The sequence below is a fragment of the Pseudooceanicola atlanticus genome (genome assembly GCF_000768315.1).
In the GTDB taxonomy this organism is placed as follows: domain Bacteria; phylum Pseudomonadota; class Alphaproteobacteria; order Rhodobacterales; family Rhodobacteraceae; genus Pseudooceanicola; species Pseudooceanicola atlanticus.
In genome coordinates, this window is sequence record NZ_AQQX01000004.1 from 373,115 (window position 1) to 392,367 (window position 19,253).

Sequence of the window (19,253 nt, forward strand, 5' to 3'; positions counted from 1 at the left end):
CCAAGACCGGGGGCGTTTTCGCTGTCAGGTCAGGCGGTTGCGCCGGCCTGCCAGACGGCGCTGACCTCGGCCCGGATGATCCGGGCCAGCAGCGCGCAATCCTCCAGCGAAAAGGTCAGCGGCAGGCGCATGTCGATGATCCCCCGCAGCACCCGGTCGGTCTGCGGCAGCCTGTCGGACGGCGCATAACGCCAACTATCATAGCGCGAGGTAAAGCCCGACGGCTCCGCGCCGCCGAACCATTTCAGCTCCACCCCGCGGGCCTTGCAGCGGTCGATCACCTCGTTCACGGCCTTGTCCGTCCAGTCCAGCAGCAGCACCTGGATCGAGGACCCGACATAGCGTTCCTTCGCCGGGCGCTCGACGATGCGCAGGCCCGGCGTGTCGCGCAGACCGGCCTCCACCGTCCGATACCGTTCGTTCCACCGCTCGCATTGCTCGTACAGGCGGCGCAGTTGCGGACGCAGGATCGCGGCGCGTAGATTGTCCATCCGGCCCGAGACATTGGGCGTCACGTACTTCACCTTTTCGAACACCTCGGGCCCCGGAGCCGCCAGGTGACGATCATAAAGCATGTAGCTGCCCGACAGGATGATGGCCCGCGCCATCAGCTCAGCATCGTCGGAAATCAGGAAGCCACCCTCGCCGGAATTGAGGTGCTTGTAGGTCTGGGTGGAATAGCAGGCCATGGCCCCATGCCGCCCCGACATGACGCCGTCCCAAGCGCCGCCCATCGTATGCGCGCAATCCTCGATCACGGCCACGCCACCGGCATCGCAGATCGCAATCAGCCGGTCCATGTCGCAGATATGCCCGCGCATATGGCTCAGCAGAAGCACCTTGGAGCCACCCTGCCCCACCAGCGCCTCGAGATGATTAAGGTCGATCAGCAGATCCTCGGTCACGCCCACATAGACCGGCACCGCGCCCAAAGACGCGATTGCACCGGGCACCGGGGCCAGCGTGAAGGCATTGGTCAGCACCTTGTCGCCCGGCGCCACGCCGATGGCGCGCAGGGCCGTGGCCATGGCCGATCCGCCCGACGCGGTGGCCAGCGCGTATTTCGCGCCCATGGCCGCGGCGAATTCCTGTTCCAGCAACGCGACCTCGCCCGCCTCGTCCTCGGCCACGTTGTAGCGGTGCAGACGCCCGCTCTGCATGACCGCGACGGCCGCCGCGATCGCCTCGTCGGGGATCGGTTCCTGCTGGGTGAACGAGCCTTTGAACGTTTCGGTCATGGGGCCTCCTGCGGGCCAAGTGTCGAATGCGGTGCGGCCTGCGTCAATCCACCTCCGTCGGTGCCCTCAACGGAACGCCGCAGGGCCAGATACACCACCAGCGCCAGCGCCAACAGCCCCGCCGCGATCACGAAGGGGGCACCGGGGCGCGGGGTCGCCGCCTCGGGCCGGACGAACCAGCCGAAAATCTGCGAGAAGAAGATCGTGCCGAACAGCATCGCCAGGTTGGACAGGCCGGAAATCCCGCCCTGCAATTCGCCCTGCGCGTCATCCGGGACTTCCTTGGTCATCACGGCGGTCAGGCAGGGATGCACCAACCCCTCGAAAGCGACGAAGACCAGCAGCGCCAGCACCATCGTCAATGTCGTCGCCAGCCCGAACCCGAGCGCCCCCAGCGACGCGATGGCCAGCCCGATCACGACGATCCGATGCTCGCCCAACCGGCGGACCAGCGGCCCGGACAACAGCCCCTCGGTCGTGGCGGTCAGGATGCCGAAGGCAGCCAGCGTCACGCCGATCATCGCCTCGCTCCAGCCGAATTGCGCAATGCCCCAGAACGCCCAGAGCGTCGGGTAGATGGCGCCCGCGAACAGGTAGAGCCCCAGCACACCGGTCAGCGGCAGCACCGTCGGATAGCCGCGGAACACCTTGAACATCCCGAACGGGTTGGCACGGCGCCAGTCAAAGCGGCGCCGGTTCTCCGGCGGAAGGGTCTCGGGCAGGACGAACCAGCCGAAGACGAGGTTCAGCGCCGACACGCCCGCCGCCGCCCAGAACGGCACGCGCGGCCCGAACTCGCCCAGCAACCCGCCGATGGCCGGCCCGATCACGAAGCCCAGTCCAAGCGCCGCCCCCACCATGCCGAAGGCGCGGGCGCGCCGCTCCGGCGTGGTTATGTCGGTGAGAAAGGCAAAGGCGATCACGTGGCTCGCCCCGCAAAGCCCCGCGATGACCCGGCCCGCAAAGATCAGCACCAGAGTCGGCGCAAGAGCCGAAAAGACATAATCGACCGCCAGCCCGCCGATGGCCAGCAACAGCAGCGGGCGGCGGCCATAGGCGTCCGACAGGCTGCCCATGACCGGGCCGAACAGGAACTGCGCCAGCGCATAGGCCGCGAACATCCAGCCGCCGATCACCGTGGCCTGGCCCAGATCCGTGGCGCCCACATCGGCCAGCAAGGCGGGCACGACCGGCAGGATCAGCCCCAGCCCGATCATGTCCAGCAGCACGGTCACGAAGATGAACAGCACGGCGGACCGCGGCGCCAGCGACACGGTCGCGGCAGCCTCGGTCAGCTCTTCTGTCAAAGGGGTCCGCGGCTCGGACATGGGAAGGAACCAAGGGTCAACCAGTTGAATGCGACGCGGTTAAGCGCCGCGTTCATCGGGGTCAAGCAACGGTTTGATGAAAGGCTGACGACGCGTCAGGACCATAGCCCCGCGACCACACCCGGCAGGTGGTCGAAATGCTCCAGCAGCACCTCCGGGTCCAGCGCGGCCATGTCCTCTCCGCTCGGGCCGAAGGTCACAAGGATCGAGGGCACCCCCGCGGCGCGCGCGGTGTTGCGGTCAGTGTCGCTGTCCCCCACGAGGCAGGCAATTGCCGGATCACCGCCCGCGCGGCGCACCGCCTCGCGCAGCGGTTCGGGATCGGGTTTGCGCACCGGAAGCGTATCGGCTCCGATCAGCGCCGCGAAAGCGTCCAGCACATTGAGATCGCTCAGCAATTGCCGTGCCAGCGCCTCGGGTTTGTTGGTGCAGATTGCCACGTTGTGGCCTGATGTCTCCAGCGCCGCGACGGCCTCCATCGCGCCGGGATAAAGCCGCGTATGCACCGCGATTGCCCCCGAATAGGCCTCCAGCAGCAGGGGATATTGGCGGTCGATCTCGGCCTCGTCGCCCTCGCGCCCGATCCGCGCCATGCCCAGCCGCAGCATCGCCCGACCGCCGCGCAGCGCGGTGCCGGCATCGGCAGGCGTCAGCACCTGCCCCGCCCCCATGCCGACGAAACAGGCATTCGCCGCCGCCAGCAGATCGCCACTGGTATCCGCCAGCGTGCCGTCCAGATCGAAGACCACCGTGCCCATCATTCCTGCCCCTTCATCGCGCGGAATTCCGCGCGGTCCTGTTACGGGCCGAAACCCAAGTTGATCCGAATTCGCGTCGCCCGCCCTTGCAAGCAAACCCCATCCGGATAAAACGAGCGAAAGCCAAAAACAATGCAGGGGCACCAGGCAAAATGAGCACCGCACTGATCATTCTCGCCGCCGGACAGGGCACACGGATGAATTCCGACCTGCCCAAGGTGCTGCACAAGATCGCGGGCGCCCCGATGCTGGTCCATGCCATCCGCTCGGGCGAGGTGCTGGAACCGTCCCGCCTTGTCGTCGTCACCGGCCATGGCGGCGAAGCCGTGGCCGCCGCCGCGACCGCCTATCAGCCGATGGCCGAAATCGCCGTGCAGAGCGAACAGAAGGGCACCGCCCACGCGGTCGCCCAGGCCCGCACCGCGCTGGACGGGTTTGATGGCGATGCGATCGTCCTTTATGGTGATACCCCCTTCATCCAGCCCGAGACGCTCGAAAAGATGCAGGCCGCGCGCCAGGCCCACGACATTGTCGTCCTGGGGTTCGAGGCCGCCGATCCCGGCCGTTACGGGCGACTTGTCATGGACGGGGAAAAGCTTGAACGCATTGTTGAGTTCAAGGACGCAACGGATGAGGAACGGCAGATAACGCTCTGCAATTCCGGCGTTGTCGCCGCCAGGGCCGATCTGCTGTTCGACCTGATCGACGGGGTGGGCAACGACAATGCCTCCGGCGAGTACTACCTGACCGACATCGTGGGGCTCGCCCGGTCGCGCGGCCTGTCCGCCGGCGCCGTCACCTGTGACGAGGCCGAAACGCTGGGCATCAATTCCCGCCCGGAACTGGCCCGGGCAGAGGCGAAATTCCAGGACCGCGCCCGCGCCGAGGCGCTGGAGAACGGCGTCACCCTGGCCGCACCCGATACGGTCTTCTTCGCCTTCGACACGGTGATCGGCCGCGATACCGAGGTCGAACAGAACGTCGTTTTCGGCCCCGATGTGACCGTGGAATCCGGCGCCCATATCCGCGCCTTTTCGCATCTCGAGGGCTGCCATGTCAGCCGCGGCGCGACCGTCGGCCCCTACGCCCGCCTGCGCCCCGGCGCGGAACTGTCCGAGGACGTAAAGGTCGGAAACTTCGTGGAAATCAAGGCCGCCCGGCTGGATCGCGGCGCCAAGGTCAGCCACCTGTCCTATGTCGGCGATGCCGAGGTCGGCGAGGATGCGAACCTGGGCGCCGGCACAGTGACCTGCAATTACGACGGCGTCATGAAGCACCAGACCCGGATCGGCGCCCGCGCCTTCATCGGCTCCTCGACCATGCTGGTCGCGCCGGTCTCGGTGGGCGACGACGCGATGACCGGATCGGGGTCGGTCATCACCGAAGACGTCGAACCGGGCGCGCTGGCCATCGGCCGGGCCCGCCAGGTGACCAAACCGGGCCTGGCCCGGCGCCTGTTCGAAATGCTCAAGCAGCAAAAGGCAAAACGCGACAAGGGGGCCCAGTAAATGTGTGGAATCATCGGGTATCTGGGCAGCCACGAAGCCGCCCCTTTCCTTGTCGAGGCGCTGAAACGGCTGGAATATCGCGGCTATGACAGCGCCGGGATCGCCACGATCAACAATGGCAAGCTGGAACGCCGCCGCGCCGTCGGCAAGCTGGTGAACCTGTCGGATCTGCTGGTCCACGACCCGCTGCGCGGCAAGTCCGGGATCGGCCATACCCGCTGGGCCACCCATGGCGAACCCTCGACCCGCAATGCCCACCCGCATCAGGCCGGCCCGGTCGCGGTGGTGCATAACGGGATCATCGAGAACTACCAGGATTTCCGCGCCGAATTGGCCGAACAGGGCATCGGCTTCGACACCGATACCGACACCGAAACCATCGCGCTGATGGTCCGCCACTACATGGACCAGGGCGACAGCCCCCGCGCTGCCGTCGCCCGCATCCTGACCCGGCTCGAAGGGGCCTATGGGCTGCTGTTCCTCTTCGACGGCGAAGAGGACCTGCTGATCGCCGCCCGCAAGGGTTCCCCCCTTGCCGTGGGGCATGGGGATGGCGAGAATTACGTGGGTTCCGACGCGATCGCCCTGGCGCCCCTGACCGACAGGATCACCTATCTGGAGGAGGGCGACATGGCCATTGTCACCCGCTCCAGCATCGAGATCCGGGATGCGAATGGCGAACAGGTCCACCGCGAGATGCGCAAGATCCACATGGATGCGGCCCGCGTCGACAAGGCCGGGCACAAGCATTTCATGGCCAAGGAAATCGCCGAACAGCCGCAGGTGATCGGCGATGCGATCAGCCATTATTTCGGCTCCGGCACGGATTTGCATCTGCCGGGTGACGGCATTGATTTCAATGGCATTTCCCGCATGATCCTGGTGGCCTGCGGCACCGCCTACTATGCCTGCCTGACCGCCAAGTACTGGATCGAGAAACTGGCCGGCATCCCGGTCGAAGTCGATGTCGCCTCTGAATTCCGCTACCGCGAACCGCCCGTCGGCGAGGATGCGATCGCGCTCTTCGTCAGCCAGTCCGGAGAGACCGCCGACACCCTGGCCGCCCTGCGTTACTGCGCCGGCAAGGCCCGAACGATCCTGTCGGTGGTCAATGTCCCCGAAAGCTCCATCGCGCGGGAAAGCGACCTGGCCCTTCCGATCCTCGCGGGCACCGAAATCGGCGTCGCCTCGACCAAGGCGTTCTCCTGCCAGTTGACCGTCCTGTTGATCGTCGCGCTCGAGGCCGCCCGCCAGCGCGGCCGCCTCGACGCCGACCGCCAGGCCGAGATCGTCACCGCGCTGCGCGGCCTGCCCGCCCGGCTGAACCTGGCGCTGGACACCGAGGCGATCACCGAACGCCTGTCCCAGGAACTGGCCGAGGCGCAGGACGTGCTGTTCCTGGGCCGGGGCCAGATGTATCCTCTGGCGCTCGAAGGGGCGCTGAAACTCAAGGAAATCAGCTACATCCACGCAGAGGCCTATGCCAGCGGCGAACTCAAGCACGGCCCGATCGCCCTGATCGACCAGAACGTGCCGGTGGTCGTGATGGCCCCGCGCGACCCGCTGTTCGACAAGACCGTGTCGAACATGCAGGAGGTCATGGCCCGTGGCGGCAAGGTGCTGCTGATCTCCGACAAGGCCGGGATCGAGGCGGCCGGAGACGGCATCTGGCGCTCCATCGAGATGCCCGTTGTCGAAGACCTGCTCTGCCCGATCCTCTACGCCATCCCGGCGCAATTGCTGGCCTATCACACCGCCGTCGCCAAGGGCACGGATGTGGACCAGCCGCGCAACCTGGCGAAATCCGTGACGGTGGAATGACCGCCCCCGGCGATGCCGAGGCGGCCCTGACCGCCCTGCGCGCCCATGCCGAACCCGGCCGGGCCGAAGGTTCGGCCGCCTATCACAAGGTGCCGCGCCCGCATCTGGGCGTGCCCAACCCGGCCATCAACGACCTGACCGCCGAATGGCGCCGCGCGCTGACCGTCGATGACCGCGTGGCCCTGGCCCGCGACCTCTGGGCCACCGATATCCACGAGGCCCGGATCGCCGCCGCCAAGCTGCTGACCCAGGCCCGCATCCGCCCCGATGACGGGGTCTGGCGGCTGATCTGTGACTGGGTGCCCGAATTCGACAGCTGGGCCATCGCCGATCACGCCTGCATGGCCGGGCAGCGCCGCATCATGGCCGATCTCTCGCGTCTGGACGAGGTCGAGGGCTGGACCCGCTCCGATCACATGTGGACGCGACGCGCCGCGCTTGTCATCACGCTGGCCCTGACCAAGTCCAACCACCCGTCCGAGGCCGAGGCACAGGCCCGCGACCGCATCCTCGGCTGGGCCGCCGGCTATGTCACGGACCCGGACTGGTTCATCCAGAAGGCCGTCGCCTGGTGGGTGCGCGACCTGTCCAAGCACGACGCGGCGCGCGCGAAGGCCTTCCTCGACGCTCATGGCGCCGCGATGAAACCCTTCGCCCGGCGCGAGGCGTCGAAATACCTCAGCGGCTGACGACCAGCTCCGGCAGGCCGGTCAGCGGCGCGCCCAGCTCCTGCATCGCGGCCAGCGACACGCGCGACCCGGCGGTCGGCGGACCGTCCAGCGGAATCAGCTGCGCCTCTACGCTGCGGCCGGTTTCGGGATAGGTGATCGTCCCCGTCCCCGCCTGTCGCACCAGCGGCGTCTTGATCCACATTCCCGGTTCTGCCGCATTGCCCAGCGAGGCGACGGTCGTGCCCAGTCGTCCGCTGGCAGGCGGCGTCGCGGCGGCGGGCTGCGCCGCCTCGACCACGTCAGCCGGGGCATCCATCGCCGCGGCCTCTGTGCCCGGGCGGGCCTGCGGGCGCGTGCCGGCAAAGGGCCCGGCGGGGGCCGACGCATCGACCGCACCGGGCCGATCCGGCTTGGGCTGGACAAGACCGCAGGACGCGGCCAGCGGAACGAGAAGGAAGAGAGCGTATTTCATGGCCCCGATCATGGAGCGCCCGCACGGCCAGCGCAATGGCCCGCACGCCCCTTGCGACCAAAGCCCATGGCACAACCCCGTGATCCCGCTTGCCCCGCCCGGCGCGCAGACCTAATGTCCCGACCATGACAGCACCCCTCATCGACCCCTTCGCCCGTGCGATCACCTATCTTCGCGTCTCGGTCACCGACCGATGCGATTTCCGCTGTGTCTATTGCATGGCGGAAAACATGACCTTCCTGCCCAAGAAGGAGCTTCTGACGCTCGAGGAACTGGATCGCCTGTGTTCCACCTTCGTGGGCCTCGGCGTGCAGAAACTGCGGATCACCGGGGGGGAGCCGCTGGTGCGCCGCGACATCATGAAGTTCTTCCACTCCATGTCCCGCCACCTCGACAGCGGCCAGCTGAAGGAACTGACGCTGACGACCAACGGCTCGCAGCTGGAACGCTTCGCCAAGGACCTCTACGCCGCCGGGGTGCGTCGCGTGAACGTGTCCCTCGACACGCTGGACGAGGAAAAATTCGCCCGCGTCACCCGCTGGGGCCGCCTGCCCCAGGTGATGCGCGGGCTGGACGCCGCCCAGGCCGCCGGGCTCAAGGTCAAGCTGAACGCCGTCGCCCTGAAGGAATTCAACGAGGACGAGCTGTTCACCCTCACCGAATTCTGCGCCGAACGCGGCATGGACATGACCTGGATCGAGGTCATGCCGATGGGCGATCTCGGCAACGAGGACCGGATCGGGCAATATTGGTCCCTGCGCGACCTGCGCAGTGAACTGGCCAAGCAATATACCCTGATCGACCTTGCCGAACGCACCGGCGGCCCCGCCCGCTACGTGCAATTGCAGGAAACCGGCCAGAAGATCGGCTTCATCACGCCGCTCACGCATAATTTCTGCGAAAGCTGCAACCGCGTGCGGATCACCTGCACCGGAGAGATCTTCATGTGCCTCGGCCAGGAAGACGTGGCCGACCTGCGGATGCCGCTGCGCGCCCATCCCCATGACGACGCCCCGCTCGAGGCCGCGATCCGCGCCGCGATTGACCGCAAGCCGGAAGGGCATGATTTCGACTATTCCCGCCAGAAGGCCGATGGCCAGGTCTCGCGCCACATGAGCCATACGGGCGGCTGATGCGGCCCGAGGGGACCGTCTTCTACCAGTTCTATCGCGGTATCTCGGCCCTGGCCGCGCCGCTGATCTGGCGCCGGGTTTCGGCCAAGCTCGCCCGCGAAGGCGTGCCCGAAAATCGTCGCCGCGAACGCCTGGGCCACGCGACCGAAGACCGGCCCGATGGTCGCCTGATCTGGTTCCACGCCGCGTCTGTCGGGGAAAGCCTGTCGATCCTCACGCTGGCCGACCGGCTGATGACGCGGATGCCCGGCGCCCAGGCGCTGATCACCTCCGGCACGGCCAGCTCGGCTGAGATCCTGTCCAAGCGCATGCCCGAGGGCTGCCGCCACCAATTCGCCCCGCTCGACAACCGCGCCGCCCTGCGCCGGTTCCTCGATCATTGGCGCCCCGATGCGGGCATCTTTGTCGAAAGCGAGATATGGCCCCAGATGCTGGTCGAGGCGCAGTCGCGCGGGCTGAAGCTCGCCCTGGTCAATGCCCGCATGTCCCGCACCAGCCTGAAGAACTGGGCCCGCTTCGATCACACCGCGCGCTACCTGCTGTCGCTTTTTTCGCTGATCCGCACCCAGGACCAGGCCACCTGCGACGGTTTGTTGGCGCTTGGCGCCGATCCCGCGACCACCGCGCTTGGCCCCAACCTGAAATCCACCGCCGCCCCCCTGCCCGTGGATCCCGACGCGCTGGTGGCGCTGGCCGATGCGCTGGACGGCCCGCTCTGGCTCGCCGCCTCGACCCATGAGGGCGAAGAGAAGCAGGTGCTCAAGGCGCATTTGGAGGCCCGCAAGACCCATCCCGACCTGCGCCTGATCCTCGCCCCCCGCCATGTCGAACGCGCCGAGGCCATCGCCGAGGAGATCCGCGCCCAGGGCCTCACCGTGGCCCGTCGCGGCGCGGGCGAAGCGCCGGGCGAGGCGGATGTCTACCTCGCCGATACCCTGGGCGAGATGGGGCTGTGGTTCTCCCTTGCCCCCGTGGTCTTTATCGGCGGCACTTTCGGCCCGGCCGGCGGCCACAACCCCTACGAGCCCGCGCAATTCGGCGTGCCCCTGCTCGCCGGCCCCCGCTACGCGAATTTCACCGACGTCTATGCCGAGTTCGAGGCCGCCGCCGCCCTCGATATCGTCAAGAAACCCAAGGAGCTCGGCCGCCAGGTCGCCGCCCTGCTGTCGAACCCGCTGGAGGCCGCCGAAAAAGGCTCCGCCGCCCGCGCCATCGTCTCGCGCCAATCCAGCGCGCTCGACGACCTGACCGAGTTGCTGCAGGCGAAGCTGTTCGGCTGAGTGGGTCGACGGGTGTGATTGGAAGGGGTTAGCGACCGGCCGCCGCCCTATGGGCGCGCTCTCAGAACCCGCACGGAATCAAGCCAAAGGCGCCGTGCGAGCGATCGTACATTGTCCGCCATTGGTCCGAGGACAATGGACGATGCCGCCCCCACCGGGGCGGCGCTCGCACGGCTTGTGGACGCAATAACTCACACCTGTTGACCGCCGTCCCAAACGCCCCCCTTCCCGCCCCGCCCGCGCCGGTGTAAGCCGAAGACATGACCGCTCCGGACCTCTCCCGCATCGACGTGATCGCGCCGAATTTCAAGCGTCGGCTCTCTGGCGTGACCTCCACCGTCGTGCGGCTCGTGCCGCTTCAGGCGCGCGAGATCGGCATCGCCGCCGTCGCCCCCGAAATGCCGGATCAGGTTCCCACGATCCCGCCCGCGCGCCTCGTCACCATGTCGCGCAAGGGGCCCCACGGCGCCCGCGTTTTCCATGCCCGCCGCAATATCGAGATGATCGCCGGCCTCGCCCTGAAACACCTGTTGCGCAAAAAGCTGCGGCTGATGTTCACCTCCGCCTCGCAGCGGCACCATACCGGGCTGACCAAGTGGCTGATCCGGCGGATGGAGGCGGTCGTCGCCACCTCTGCCCGCACCGCGACCTACCTCGAACGCGAGGCGACGGTGATCCATCATGGCATCGACACCGACCAGTTCTCGCACTCCGACGACCGCGCCGCCCTGCGCCGGTCGCTGGGCCTGCCGGAAAACGCAGCGATCGCAGGCTGTTACGGGCGCATCCGCGCGCAGAAGGGGACGGATGTCTTCGTCGATGCGATGCTCGACCGGATGGATCGCGACCCCGCGCTGGTCGGCATCGTCATGGGCCGCGCGACCGAGAAACACCAGGGTTTCGAGGCTGACCTGAAGGCCCGGATCACGGCCCGTGGCCATGCCGACCGCCTGCTCTTCAAGCCCGAAGTGCCGGTCTGGCAGATGGCCGACTGGTACCGTGTGCTCGACCTCTACATCGCGCCGCAAAGGTGGGAGGGCTTCGGCCTCACCCCGCTCGAGGCGATGGCCTGCGGTGTCCCCGTCCTCGCCACCCGCGTCGGCGCCTTCGAGGAGCTGGTGGCCGACGGCACGACCGGCGCGCTGGTCCCGCCCGACGACATCCCCGCGATGACCAGGGCCGCCGACGCGCTCTTGTCCGATCCCGACGCCCTCACCCGCATGGGAGACGCCGCCCGCACCCATGTCCTGACCCATTTCCGGATCGAGGACGAGGCGAAGGCGTTGATCGAGATCTACCGGGCGCTGCTGGCCAAGGGCTGAGCCCTGCCAGCACCGCGACGATGGCGTAGGTCAGGTCGGGGCCGGATCATCTCCCGCATCCCCCGTCCAAGACGCCAACCGCATGGGACAGCCCAGGGCCAGACCCGGCCCCGGACCAACACCTCTCAGGCCGCCGGCATCCGCTGTTCGACGATCCCGGCCCACCAGGAACAGCCGGCGGGGATGGCCTCGTCGTTGAAATTGTATTCCGGCGTATGGACATTGGCGCTGTCGCCATTGCCGACGAGGATATAGGCGCCCGGCCGTTCCTCCAGCATGTAGGCGAAATCCTCGCCGCCCATCGTCACTTCGGCCACGTCGCAGGCGCCCGCGACCGATGACGCGACCGAAGCCGCGAATTCCGTCTGTTCCTCGCTGTTCACCATGGTCGGATAGCCGGGGATCCAGTTGATATCCGCCCGCGCGCCGAAGGCCTCGCAGGTCGAGGTCGCAATGGCCTTCAACCGGGTTTCGGCCAGTTCACGGGTCTCTTTCGACATGGTGCGGATCGTGCCACGCACGGTCACGCTGTCGGGGATGACGTTGAACGCCTTGGACGAGCTTTCGATGGAACAGACCGATACCACGATCTGCTGGATCGGGTCGGCATTGCGCGACGCGATGCTTTGCAGCGCCGACACCATGGTCGAGGCGGTGACGATCGGATCGACCGTGCGGTTGGGCTGCGCAGCGTGCCCGCCCTGCCCGACCACGGTGATCTCGAACTGGTCGGTGGAGGCAAAGAACCCGCCGGGCCGGATCGCGAACTGGCCCGTGGGGATCCCCGGCCAGTTATGCATGCCATAGACCTCCTGGATGCCGAAGCGCTCCATCATGCCGTCGTCGCACATCTCCTTGCCGCCGCCGCCGCCTTCTTCGGCGGGCTGGAAGATCACCACGACCGTGCCGTCGAAATTGCGCGTCTCGCTCAGGTACTTGGCCGCGCCCAGCAGCATGGCGGTATGGCCGTCATGGCCGCAGGCATGCATCGCCCCCGGCGTCTTGGAGGCATAATCCACCCCGGTCTTTTCCAGGATCGGCAGCGCATCCATGTCGGCGCGCAGCCCGATCACCTTGCCCGACCCGTTGGACTTGCCCTTGATCACGCCGACCACGCCGGTGCGCCCGAGGCCGGTGACGACCTCGTCACAGCCAAAGGCTTTCAGCTTTTCCTCGACAACGCTGGCGGTGCGCACGGTGTCGAACAGGATCTCGGGGTTTTCATGCAGGTCATGCCGCCATTCGGTGATCTCGGGCAGCATTTCGGAAAAGCGGTTCTTCACGGGCATATCGAGGGTCCTTCTTTAGGCCGTGGCTCAGGCCACCGGCATCCGTCGTTCCACCAGTTCCGCGAACCAGGAACACCCGGCCGGAATGGCGTCATCGTTGAAATCGTATTCGGGGTGGTGGACCGCAGGGCGATCCACCCCGTTGCCCAGCATGATATAGGCGCCGGGGCGCGCCTCAAGCATATAGGCGAAATCCTCCGCCGCCAGGACCGGTGCGGCCTCGCGGTCGACGCGGCCCGACACGGCCTCGGCCATGTCGGCGGCAAAATCGGTCTGGTCGGGGCTGTTCATCGTCACCGGGTAGCCGCGGGCATAGTCGATCTCGGCCTCGGCGCCAAAGGCGGCGGCGGTGGCGGTGACAAGGCTGCGAATGCGCGCCTCCGCCATCTCCCGCAATTCGGGGTCGAGCGCGCGGACCGTACCGCGCAGCGCCACCGCGCCGGGGATGATGTTGTGCGCCTCTGTGTCGGATTTCACCGTACAGACCGACACGACCAGCGACTTGGTCGGATCGGCGTTTCGGCTGGCTACGCTTTGCAGCGCGACGATGACATGGGCCGCGGCAACGACCGGGTCGACCGTGGTATGTGGCTGCGCGGCGTGACCGCCCACGCCCTTGATCTGGATGTTGAATTCATCGGCAGAGGCCAGCAGCGCCCCGGGCCGGATCGCAAACTCGCCCGCCGGAATGCCGGGCATGTTGTGCAGTCCATAGACCTCGTCGATGTTCCAGCGATCCATCAGCCCGTCCTCGACCATGGCCAGGCCGCCTGCCCCGCCTTCCTCTGCCGGCTGGAAGATCACGACGACCGTGCCGCCGAAATTGCGCGTCTCGCTCAGGTATTTCGCGGCGCCCAGCAGGATCGCGGTATGGCCATCATGGCCGCAGGCATGCATCGCCCCCGGCGTTTTCGAGGCATGCGGCAGCCCGGTCTGTTCCGTCATCGGCAGCGCGTCCATGTCGGCGCGCAGCCCGATCACCTTGCCCGATCCGCCCTCGCGCCCCTTGATGATGCCGACGACGCCGGTGCGTCCGATCCCCTCGACCACCTCGTCACAGCCGAAGTCGCGCAGCTTGTCGGCCACGATGCCCGCGGTGCGGTGCACCTCGTAGAGGATCTCGGGATGTTCGTGGAAATCGCGCCGCCAGGCTGTGATCTCGTCGTGCAATTCGGCAAAGCGGTTGCGGATCGGCATGTCACGCCCCCTGTTTCAGATGGTCGATCAGCCGCTGCATGAAGCCGTGTCCGGCCTCGAACTGAGCGACCTCGATGAATTCGTCGGGCTGGTGCGCCTGGTTGATGTCGCCCGGCCCGCAGACCACCGCGTCAAAGCCATGGGCCTGGAAATACCCGGCCTCCGTGCCATAGCTGACGACGTGCTGGGCATTGTCGCCGGTCAATTGCCGCACCAGGGTTTCGGCCTTGCCGCCCGGTTCGGCCATCAGGCCGGGGCCCGCGAACCGTTCGGTCAGTTCGATGAAGCAGGACGGGTCGATCGCCTGCATGTCGGCCTCGATCTCGGCCACCTTGTCGCGGACGCGCTTTTCCCAGGCCGCCGCATCGTCGCCCGGCACCAGCCGGATCGAGAAGACGAAATGGCAATCCCGCGCGGTGATGTTGTGGGCGGTGCCGCCCTCGATCATGCCCACATGCAGGTTGGACCAGGGCGGATCGAAGACCGCGTTGATGTCCGACGGCGTAGCGGCGGCGCTTTCGGCGTTCACCTCGTTGGCCCACTGGATCAGCCGCGCGCCCTCCATGATCGCCGACACTCCGCGATGCGCCAGCGAGGAATGGATCTCGAAGCCGCGCACATGCACGTCCCAGGCCATGCCGCCCTTGTGGCCGGTCACTGCCTGCATCGTCGTCGGTTCACCGATGATCGCGGCCGAGGCGCGGGGGAACTTGTCGCCCGCATCCTTCAGCAGAGGGTCGGCACCGATCAGCCCGATCTCCTCGTCATAGGTCAGGGCCAGTTGCAGCGGGCGCGCGATGTCGCCGTGCTGCGCCTCGACCATGGCCCAGATGGCCAGCGCGTCGAAGCTCTTCATGTCGCAGCAGCCGCGCCCGTAATACTTGCCGTCCCGCTCGGTCACGGTGAAGGGATCGCTGGACCAGTCCTGCCCGTCCACCGGCACCACGTCCGTATGACCTGACAGGATCACACCGCCCTCTTCCATCGGGCCCGCATGCGCCCACAGCCCCGCCTTCGGTTCGCTGTCGTGGAGGTGGCGATAGACCTGCACGCCGTGGCCCTCCAGGTATTCCTGCACCCAGTCGATCAGCGGCAGGTTGCTGTCACGGGAAACGGTCGGAAAGCTCACCAGCTTTTCCATGATGTCGTAAGGGCTGAGACGAGAGGTCATCCAGTGGGGTCTTTCTTGTGGTCCGGCTATGTGCGGGGCGCGCAGGGGATCGGCGCCGCGACGGCGCGCGGGGGCCTGATCCGGCTTGCCACACCGAACCACTCCGCGCCGCCAAGTGCAAGCGGCGGCGACACCGCCATGGTTGCAAGCCCGGGCTTCCGGCCCGGCGACGCGAGGTCAGGTGGTGAGATTGCGGGCACAGCGACGCGCATCCCGCACAGCGGCGCGGCTCAATACCCGCTGTCGGTGGTCAGCACGTAGTGATCCTCGCCCACCTTCTCGTAGACCGAGGGTTCGGGGCGGTAATCGAGGTCGTGGATCGGCGACGGGATCGGCTTGAAGTTCAGCTCGTGCTCCGATTTCCGCCGCGTCGGATCGGCGATCGGCACCGCCTGCATCAACGCCTGCGTATAGGGATGGCGCGGGTCTTCGAACACCGCCTGGCGCGACCCGATCTCGACGATACGGCCCAGATACATCACGCCCACCCGGTGGCTGACCCGTTCGACCACCGCCATGTCGTGGCTGATGAACAGGAACGACAGGCCCAGCTCGGCCTGCAATTCCAGCATCAGGTTCAGCACCTGCGCCTGCACCGACACGTCCAGCGCCGACACCGCCTCGTCCGATACGATCAGCTTGGGGTTCAGCGCCAGGGCACGGGCAATCGCAATCCGCTGTCGCTGGCCGCCGGACAATTCATGCGGATAACGGCGCATGAAATCGCGTGGCAATTCGACCCGGTCGAACAGCATCTCGACCCGGGCCTCCATCTCGGCCCCGCTATGGGTGCCGTAATTGCGCATCGGTTCCGACACCTGGTCGCGCAGCATCATCTGCGGGTTGAGCGAGGCGAACGGATCCTGGAAGATCATCTGCATGTCCAGCCGGGCCTTGCGCAGGTCCCGCTGGTTCAGCGCGATGATGTCCTTGCCGTCCAGCCGCACCTCGCCCGATTGCGGCTCCACCAGACGCAGCAGGGACCGGCCCGCCGTCGACTTGCCGCAGCCCGACTCGCCCACAAGGCTCAGCGTCTGGCCCTTGTTGATGCTGAACGACACGTCCTCGACCGCGTGCACATTCGCCACGGTCCGACGCAGGAAACCGCCCTTCACCGGGAAGCGCGTCACCAGGTTCTTCACGCTCAGCAGCACCTCGTCGCTGCCGGGCACGGGCTTCACATCGCCGCTGTCGACACCCAGCAGGCGCATCGGTTCCGGCGCCGCCTTGCCGCGCATCTCGCCCAGCTTGGGCACCGCGGCCAGAAGCGCCTTGGTGTAATCATGCTGCGGATTGCTGAAAATTTCGGCAACCGGCCCTTCCTCGACCTTGTGACCACGGAACATCACGACGACCCGGTCGGCCATCTGCGCGACCACGGCCATGTCATGGGTGATGAACATCACCGCCGTCCCGGTTTCCCGTTTAAGGCGATCCATGAGGGCCAGGATCTCGGCCTGGATCGTCACGTCCAGTGCCGTTGTCGGCTCGTCCGCGATCAGCAGCCGCGGCTTGCAGGCCAGCGCCATGGCGATCACCACGCGCTGGCGCATGCCGCCGGACAATTCATGCGGATATTGCGACATCCGGCGTTCGGGTTCGGGGATGCGCACCTCGCGCAGCAGCTCGATGGCGCGGGCATTGGCCTCGGCCTTGTCCATGTCCATGTGCAGTCGCAGACCCTCGCTCAGCTGCCGCCCGACGGTGAAGACCGGGTTCAGCGCCGTCATCGGCTCCTGGAAGATCATGCCGATCTCGTTGCCGCGAATCGTCCGCATAAGACTTTGATCCGCATCGGCAATATTCATCTCGCCGCCCTGTTTGCGATCGAACAGCAACCGCCCGCCGGCGATCTTGCCGCCGCCGAACTCCACCAGCCGCATCAGCGACAGGGACGACACGGATTTGCCGGACCCCGATTCTCCGACGATGCAGACGGTCTCGCCCGGGTTCACCTCGAAGGAAACGTCCTGAACGCCAAAGACCTCTCCGTCCTTGGTCTGGAAGGAAACGCGCAGGTTTTCGATCCGGGCGATCGGGGACGGCTTGGTCGCCTCGGCGGTGTTGGGCTGGTCCAGCATGGGGGATCCTGTCCTGAAAGGTGTCCCGACGCTAGCGACGGATTGCGCAAATTGTCAAACGGAGGTGTTCCTTTACCTAGGGTTCGTGCAGGACCGGGCTTGCAATTTATACGAATCCGCTTTTCGATACCCGGTATGCGTGGGGCCCCACGTGGTTTCCCTGTTCGGACGTCGCTCGGAACAGGGTTAACTTTATGGATTGGCCTCATGGCTCAACGCCGCGCCGCCGACAGAAGCGGTCCGGTCAGTCCAACAATGGAGTAAGTTATGAAACTCAAGTCCCTGTTGCTCGGCGCCGTTGCCGCCACGGCACTGGCGCCCGCCGCCTTTGCCGAGCGCGGTGAGGACGGCCACGTCAACATCATCTATTGGCAGGCCCCGTCGATCCTGAACCCCTATCTCTCCAGCGGGACCAAGGATATCGAATCCTCGTCCATCGTGATCGAACCGCTTGGCCGCTTCGACCAGGACGGCAACATGGTCCCCTATCTCGCGACCGAGATCCCGACCGTGTCCAACGGCGGCGTGTCCGAAGACCTGACGACCATCACCTGGAAGCTGAAAGAGGGCCTGCTGTGGTCCGACGGCACCCCGGTGACCTCGGCCGACGTGGCCTTCACCGCGGAATACTGCATGCATCCCGAAGGCGGCTGCGCGCAAGCCGCCAAGTTCGAGGGCGTGTCCTCGGTCGAGACGCCGGATGACCTGACCGTCGTGGTCAACTTCTCCGAGCCCAAGCCGAACCCCTATGGTCCCTTCATGGGCGGCCAGTCCCCGATCCTGCAGCAGGCGCAATTCGCCGACTGCCTCGGCGCCCGTGCCCCCGAATGCACCGAGGCCAACTTCGGCCCGATCGGCACCGGCCCCTTCGTCGTGGACGAATTCCGCCCCAACGACGTGATCTCGCTGTCGGCGAACCCGAACTACCGCGACCCCGCGAAGCCCGCCTTCGCCACCATGACCTTCAAGGGCGGCGGCGACGCGGCCGCAGCCGGTCGTGCCGTGATGGAAACCGGTGAATTCGACTACGCCTGGAACCTCCAGCTCGCCCCCGAGGTGATCGAGGAAATGGCAGCCGGCGGTCAGGGCACCCCGGTTTCGGGCTTCGGCACCCTGGTCGAACGGATCGAGATGAACCTTACCGACCCGTCCCCCGACCTGCCGGAAGGCGAACGCGCCACCGCCGCGCATCCGCACCCGATCCTCACCGACATGAAGGTCCGCAAGGCCCTGTCCATGGCGATCGACCGTCCGCTGCTGGTGGAAATCGGCTACGGCCAGGCGGGTCGTCCGACCTGTAACCTGGTGCCCGCACCGGAAATCTACGCCTCCGACAACACCGAATGCCTGACCCAGGACATCGAAGGCGCCAAGGCGCTGCTGGAAGAGGCCGGCTGGACCGACACCGACGGTGACGGCATCCGCGACAAGGACGGCGAAAAGCTGTCGCTGCTGTTCCAGACCTCCACCAACGCCGTGCGCCAGGACTTCCAGGCCCTGATCAAGCAGTGGTGGAACGAGATCGGCGTCGAAACCGAGCTGCGCAACATCTCCGGCTCGGTCTTCTTCGGTGGCGACCCGGGCTCCCCGGACACGTTCCAGAAGTTCTACGCGGACGTGGAAATGTACGCCAACAACTTCGACGGCACCGACCCCGAATCCTACCTGGCACAGCGCACCTGCGACAAGTTCCCCCGCCCCGAAAGCCAGTGGCAGGGTGAGAACATCAACCGCTTCTGCGACGAGGAATTCGACGCCCTCGTGGCCGAACTGGGCCGCACCGGCGAGATCGAGCAGCGCGCCGAGATCGCGAAAAAGCTGAACGACATGGTGACCGCGGACAGCTACGTCGTCGTGCCGCTGGTCGACCGTGGCCGTGTCTCCGCACATTCCAACACCCTGGGCGGTGTGATCCTGAACACCTGGGATTCGGAACTGTGGAACGTCGCCGACTGGTATCGCATCGACGAATGACCTGACATGA

The 19,253-nt window shown here is 66.6% G+C and carries 15 protein-coding genes; 7 read left to right on the forward strand and 8 right to left on the reverse strand.

Annotated elements, in window-relative coordinates; all coding sequences use genetic code 11:
- Positions 1 to 29: 29 nt before the first annotated feature.
- From ATO9_RS12860 to ATO9_RS12870, 3 genes are all read right to left on the reverse strand, one after another.
- Positions 30 to 1,238, reverse strand: coding sequence for a DegT/DnrJ/EryC1/StrS family aminotransferase (locus ATO9_RS12860; protein WP_043749471.1), 1,209 nt, complete (start codon positions 1,236 to 1,238; stop codon positions 30 to 32).
- The gene (locus tag ATO9_RS12865) at positions 1,235 to 2,566 is read right to left on the reverse strand and encodes a TCR/Tet family MFS transporter (RefSeq protein WP_081979559.1); all 1,332 of its coding nucleotides are present in this window, start codon (positions 2,564 to 2,566) and stop codon (positions 1,235 to 1,237) included. Before ATO9_RS12865 ends, ATO9_RS12860 begins: the two co-directional genes overlap by 4 nt.
- A 95-nt stretch (positions 2,567 to 2,661) precedes the next feature.
- Positions 2,662 to 3,324 (reverse strand): HAD-IA family hydrolase, encoded by a 663-nt coding sequence (locus ATO9_RS12870; protein WP_043749846.1) that lies wholly within the window; start codon positions 3,322 to 3,324, stop codon positions 2,662 to 2,664.
- Between the two features lie 152 nt (positions 3,325 to 3,476).
- On the opposite strand from ATO9_RS12870, the gene glmU reads away from it, so the two are divergent.
- Genes glmU through ATO9_RS12885 form a run of 3 tightly spaced genes read left to right on the forward strand, consistent with a single transcriptional unit; the run spans position 3,477 to position 7,342 of the window.
- Positions 3,477 to 4,832, forward strand: a complete 1,356-nt coding sequence (gene glmU, locus ATO9_RS12875; RefSeq protein ID WP_043749474.1) for a bifunctional UDP-N-acetylglucosamine diphosphorylase/glucosamine-1-phosphate N-acetyltransferase GlmU — start codon at positions 3,477 to 3,479, stop codon at positions 4,830 to 4,832.
- Positions 4,833 to 6,653: a glutamine--fructose-6-phosphate transaminase (isomerizing) gene (gene glmS / locus ATO9_RS12880; RefSeq protein ID WP_043749477.1), complete on the forward strand. Its 1,821-nt coding sequence runs from the start codon at positions 4,833 to 4,835 to the stop codon at positions 6,651 to 6,653.
- Complete coding sequence (locus ATO9_RS12885; protein WP_043749479.1) at positions 6,650 to 7,342, forward strand: DNA alkylation repair protein; 693 nt, start codon at positions 6,650 to 6,652, stop codon at positions 7,340 to 7,342. Before glmS ends, ATO9_RS12885 begins: the two co-directional genes overlap by 4 nt.
- On the opposite strand, the gene ATO9_RS12890 is transcribed toward ATO9_RS12885, so the two are convergent.
- Entirely contained in the window at positions 7,332 to 7,796 is a 465-nt protein-coding gene (locus tag ATO9_RS12890) for a hypothetical protein (protein WP_052418293.1), read from the reverse strand. The two genes, ATO9_RS12885 and ATO9_RS12890, sit on opposite strands and share 11 nt — an antisense overlap.
- 125 nt (positions 7,797 to 7,921) lie before the next feature.
- On the opposite strand from ATO9_RS12890, the gene moaA reads away from it, so the two are divergent.
- The 3 genes from moaA (at position 7,922) to ATO9_RS12905 (ending at position 11,531) form a co-directional block, all read left to right on the forward strand.
- Positions 7,922 to 8,929 (forward strand): GTP 3',8-cyclase MoaA, encoded by a 1,008-nt coding sequence (gene moaA, locus ATO9_RS12895; protein ID WP_043749483.1) that lies wholly within the window; start codon positions 7,922 to 7,924, stop codon positions 8,927 to 8,929.
- Entirely contained in the window at positions 8,929 to 10,209 is a 1,281-nt protein-coding gene (locus ATO9_RS12900; RefSeq protein WP_043749487.1) for a 3-deoxy-D-manno-octulosonic acid transferase, read from the forward strand. Before moaA ends, ATO9_RS12900 begins: the two co-directional genes overlap by 1 nt.
- Positions 10,210 to 10,469: 260 nt before the next feature.
- Positions 10,470 to 11,531: a glycosyltransferase family 4 protein gene (locus ATO9_RS12905; protein ID WP_043749490.1), complete on the forward strand. Its 1,062-nt coding sequence runs from the start codon at positions 10,470 to 10,472 to the stop codon at positions 11,529 to 11,531.
- Between the two features lie 125 nt (positions 11,532 to 11,656).
- Here ATO9_RS12905 and ATO9_RS12910 read toward each other — a convergent pair whose 3' ends face one another.
- The 4 genes from ATO9_RS12910 to ATO9_RS12925 all read right to left on the reverse strand — a co-directional run bounded on the left by ATO9_RS12910 (position 11,657) and on the right by ATO9_RS12925 (position 17,269).
- Positions 11,657 to 12,820 carry a M20 aminoacylase family protein gene (locus ATO9_RS12910; RefSeq protein ID WP_043749491.1) on the reverse strand — a complete coding sequence of 388 codons (1,164 nt, stop codon included), beginning with the start codon at positions 12,818 to 12,820 and terminating at the stop codon, positions 11,657 to 11,659.
- Positions 12,821 to 12,847: 27 nt separating this feature from the next.
- Positions 12,848 to 14,017, reverse strand: coding sequence for a M20 aminoacylase family protein (locus ATO9_RS12915; RefSeq protein ID WP_043749494.1), 1,170 nt, complete (start codon positions 14,015 to 14,017; stop codon positions 12,848 to 12,850).
- A gap of 1 nt (position 14,018) precedes the next feature.
- On the reverse strand, positions 14,019 to 15,188 hold the full coding sequence (argE, locus tag ATO9_RS12920) for an acetylornithine deacetylase (RefSeq protein ID WP_043749497.1): 1,170 nt from the start codon (positions 15,186 to 15,188) through the stop codon (positions 14,019 to 14,021).
- 230 nt (positions 15,189 to 15,418) lie between these two features.
- The gene (locus ATO9_RS12925) at positions 15,419 to 17,269 is read right to left on the reverse strand and encodes an ABC transporter ATP-binding protein (protein ID WP_043749499.1); all 1,851 of its coding nucleotides are present in this window, start codon (positions 17,267 to 17,269) and stop codon (positions 15,419 to 15,421) included.
- 267 nt (positions 17,270 to 17,536) lie between these two features.
- Here ATO9_RS12925 and ATO9_RS12930 point away from each other — a divergent pair, with 267 nt between their 5' ends.
- Positions 17,537 to 19,243 (forward strand): peptide ABC transporter substrate-binding protein, encoded by a 1,707-nt coding sequence (locus ATO9_RS12930; RefSeq protein ID WP_043749502.1) that lies wholly within the window; start codon positions 17,537 to 17,539, stop codon positions 19,241 to 19,243.
- Positions 19,244 to 19,253: the final 10 nt, after the last annotated feature.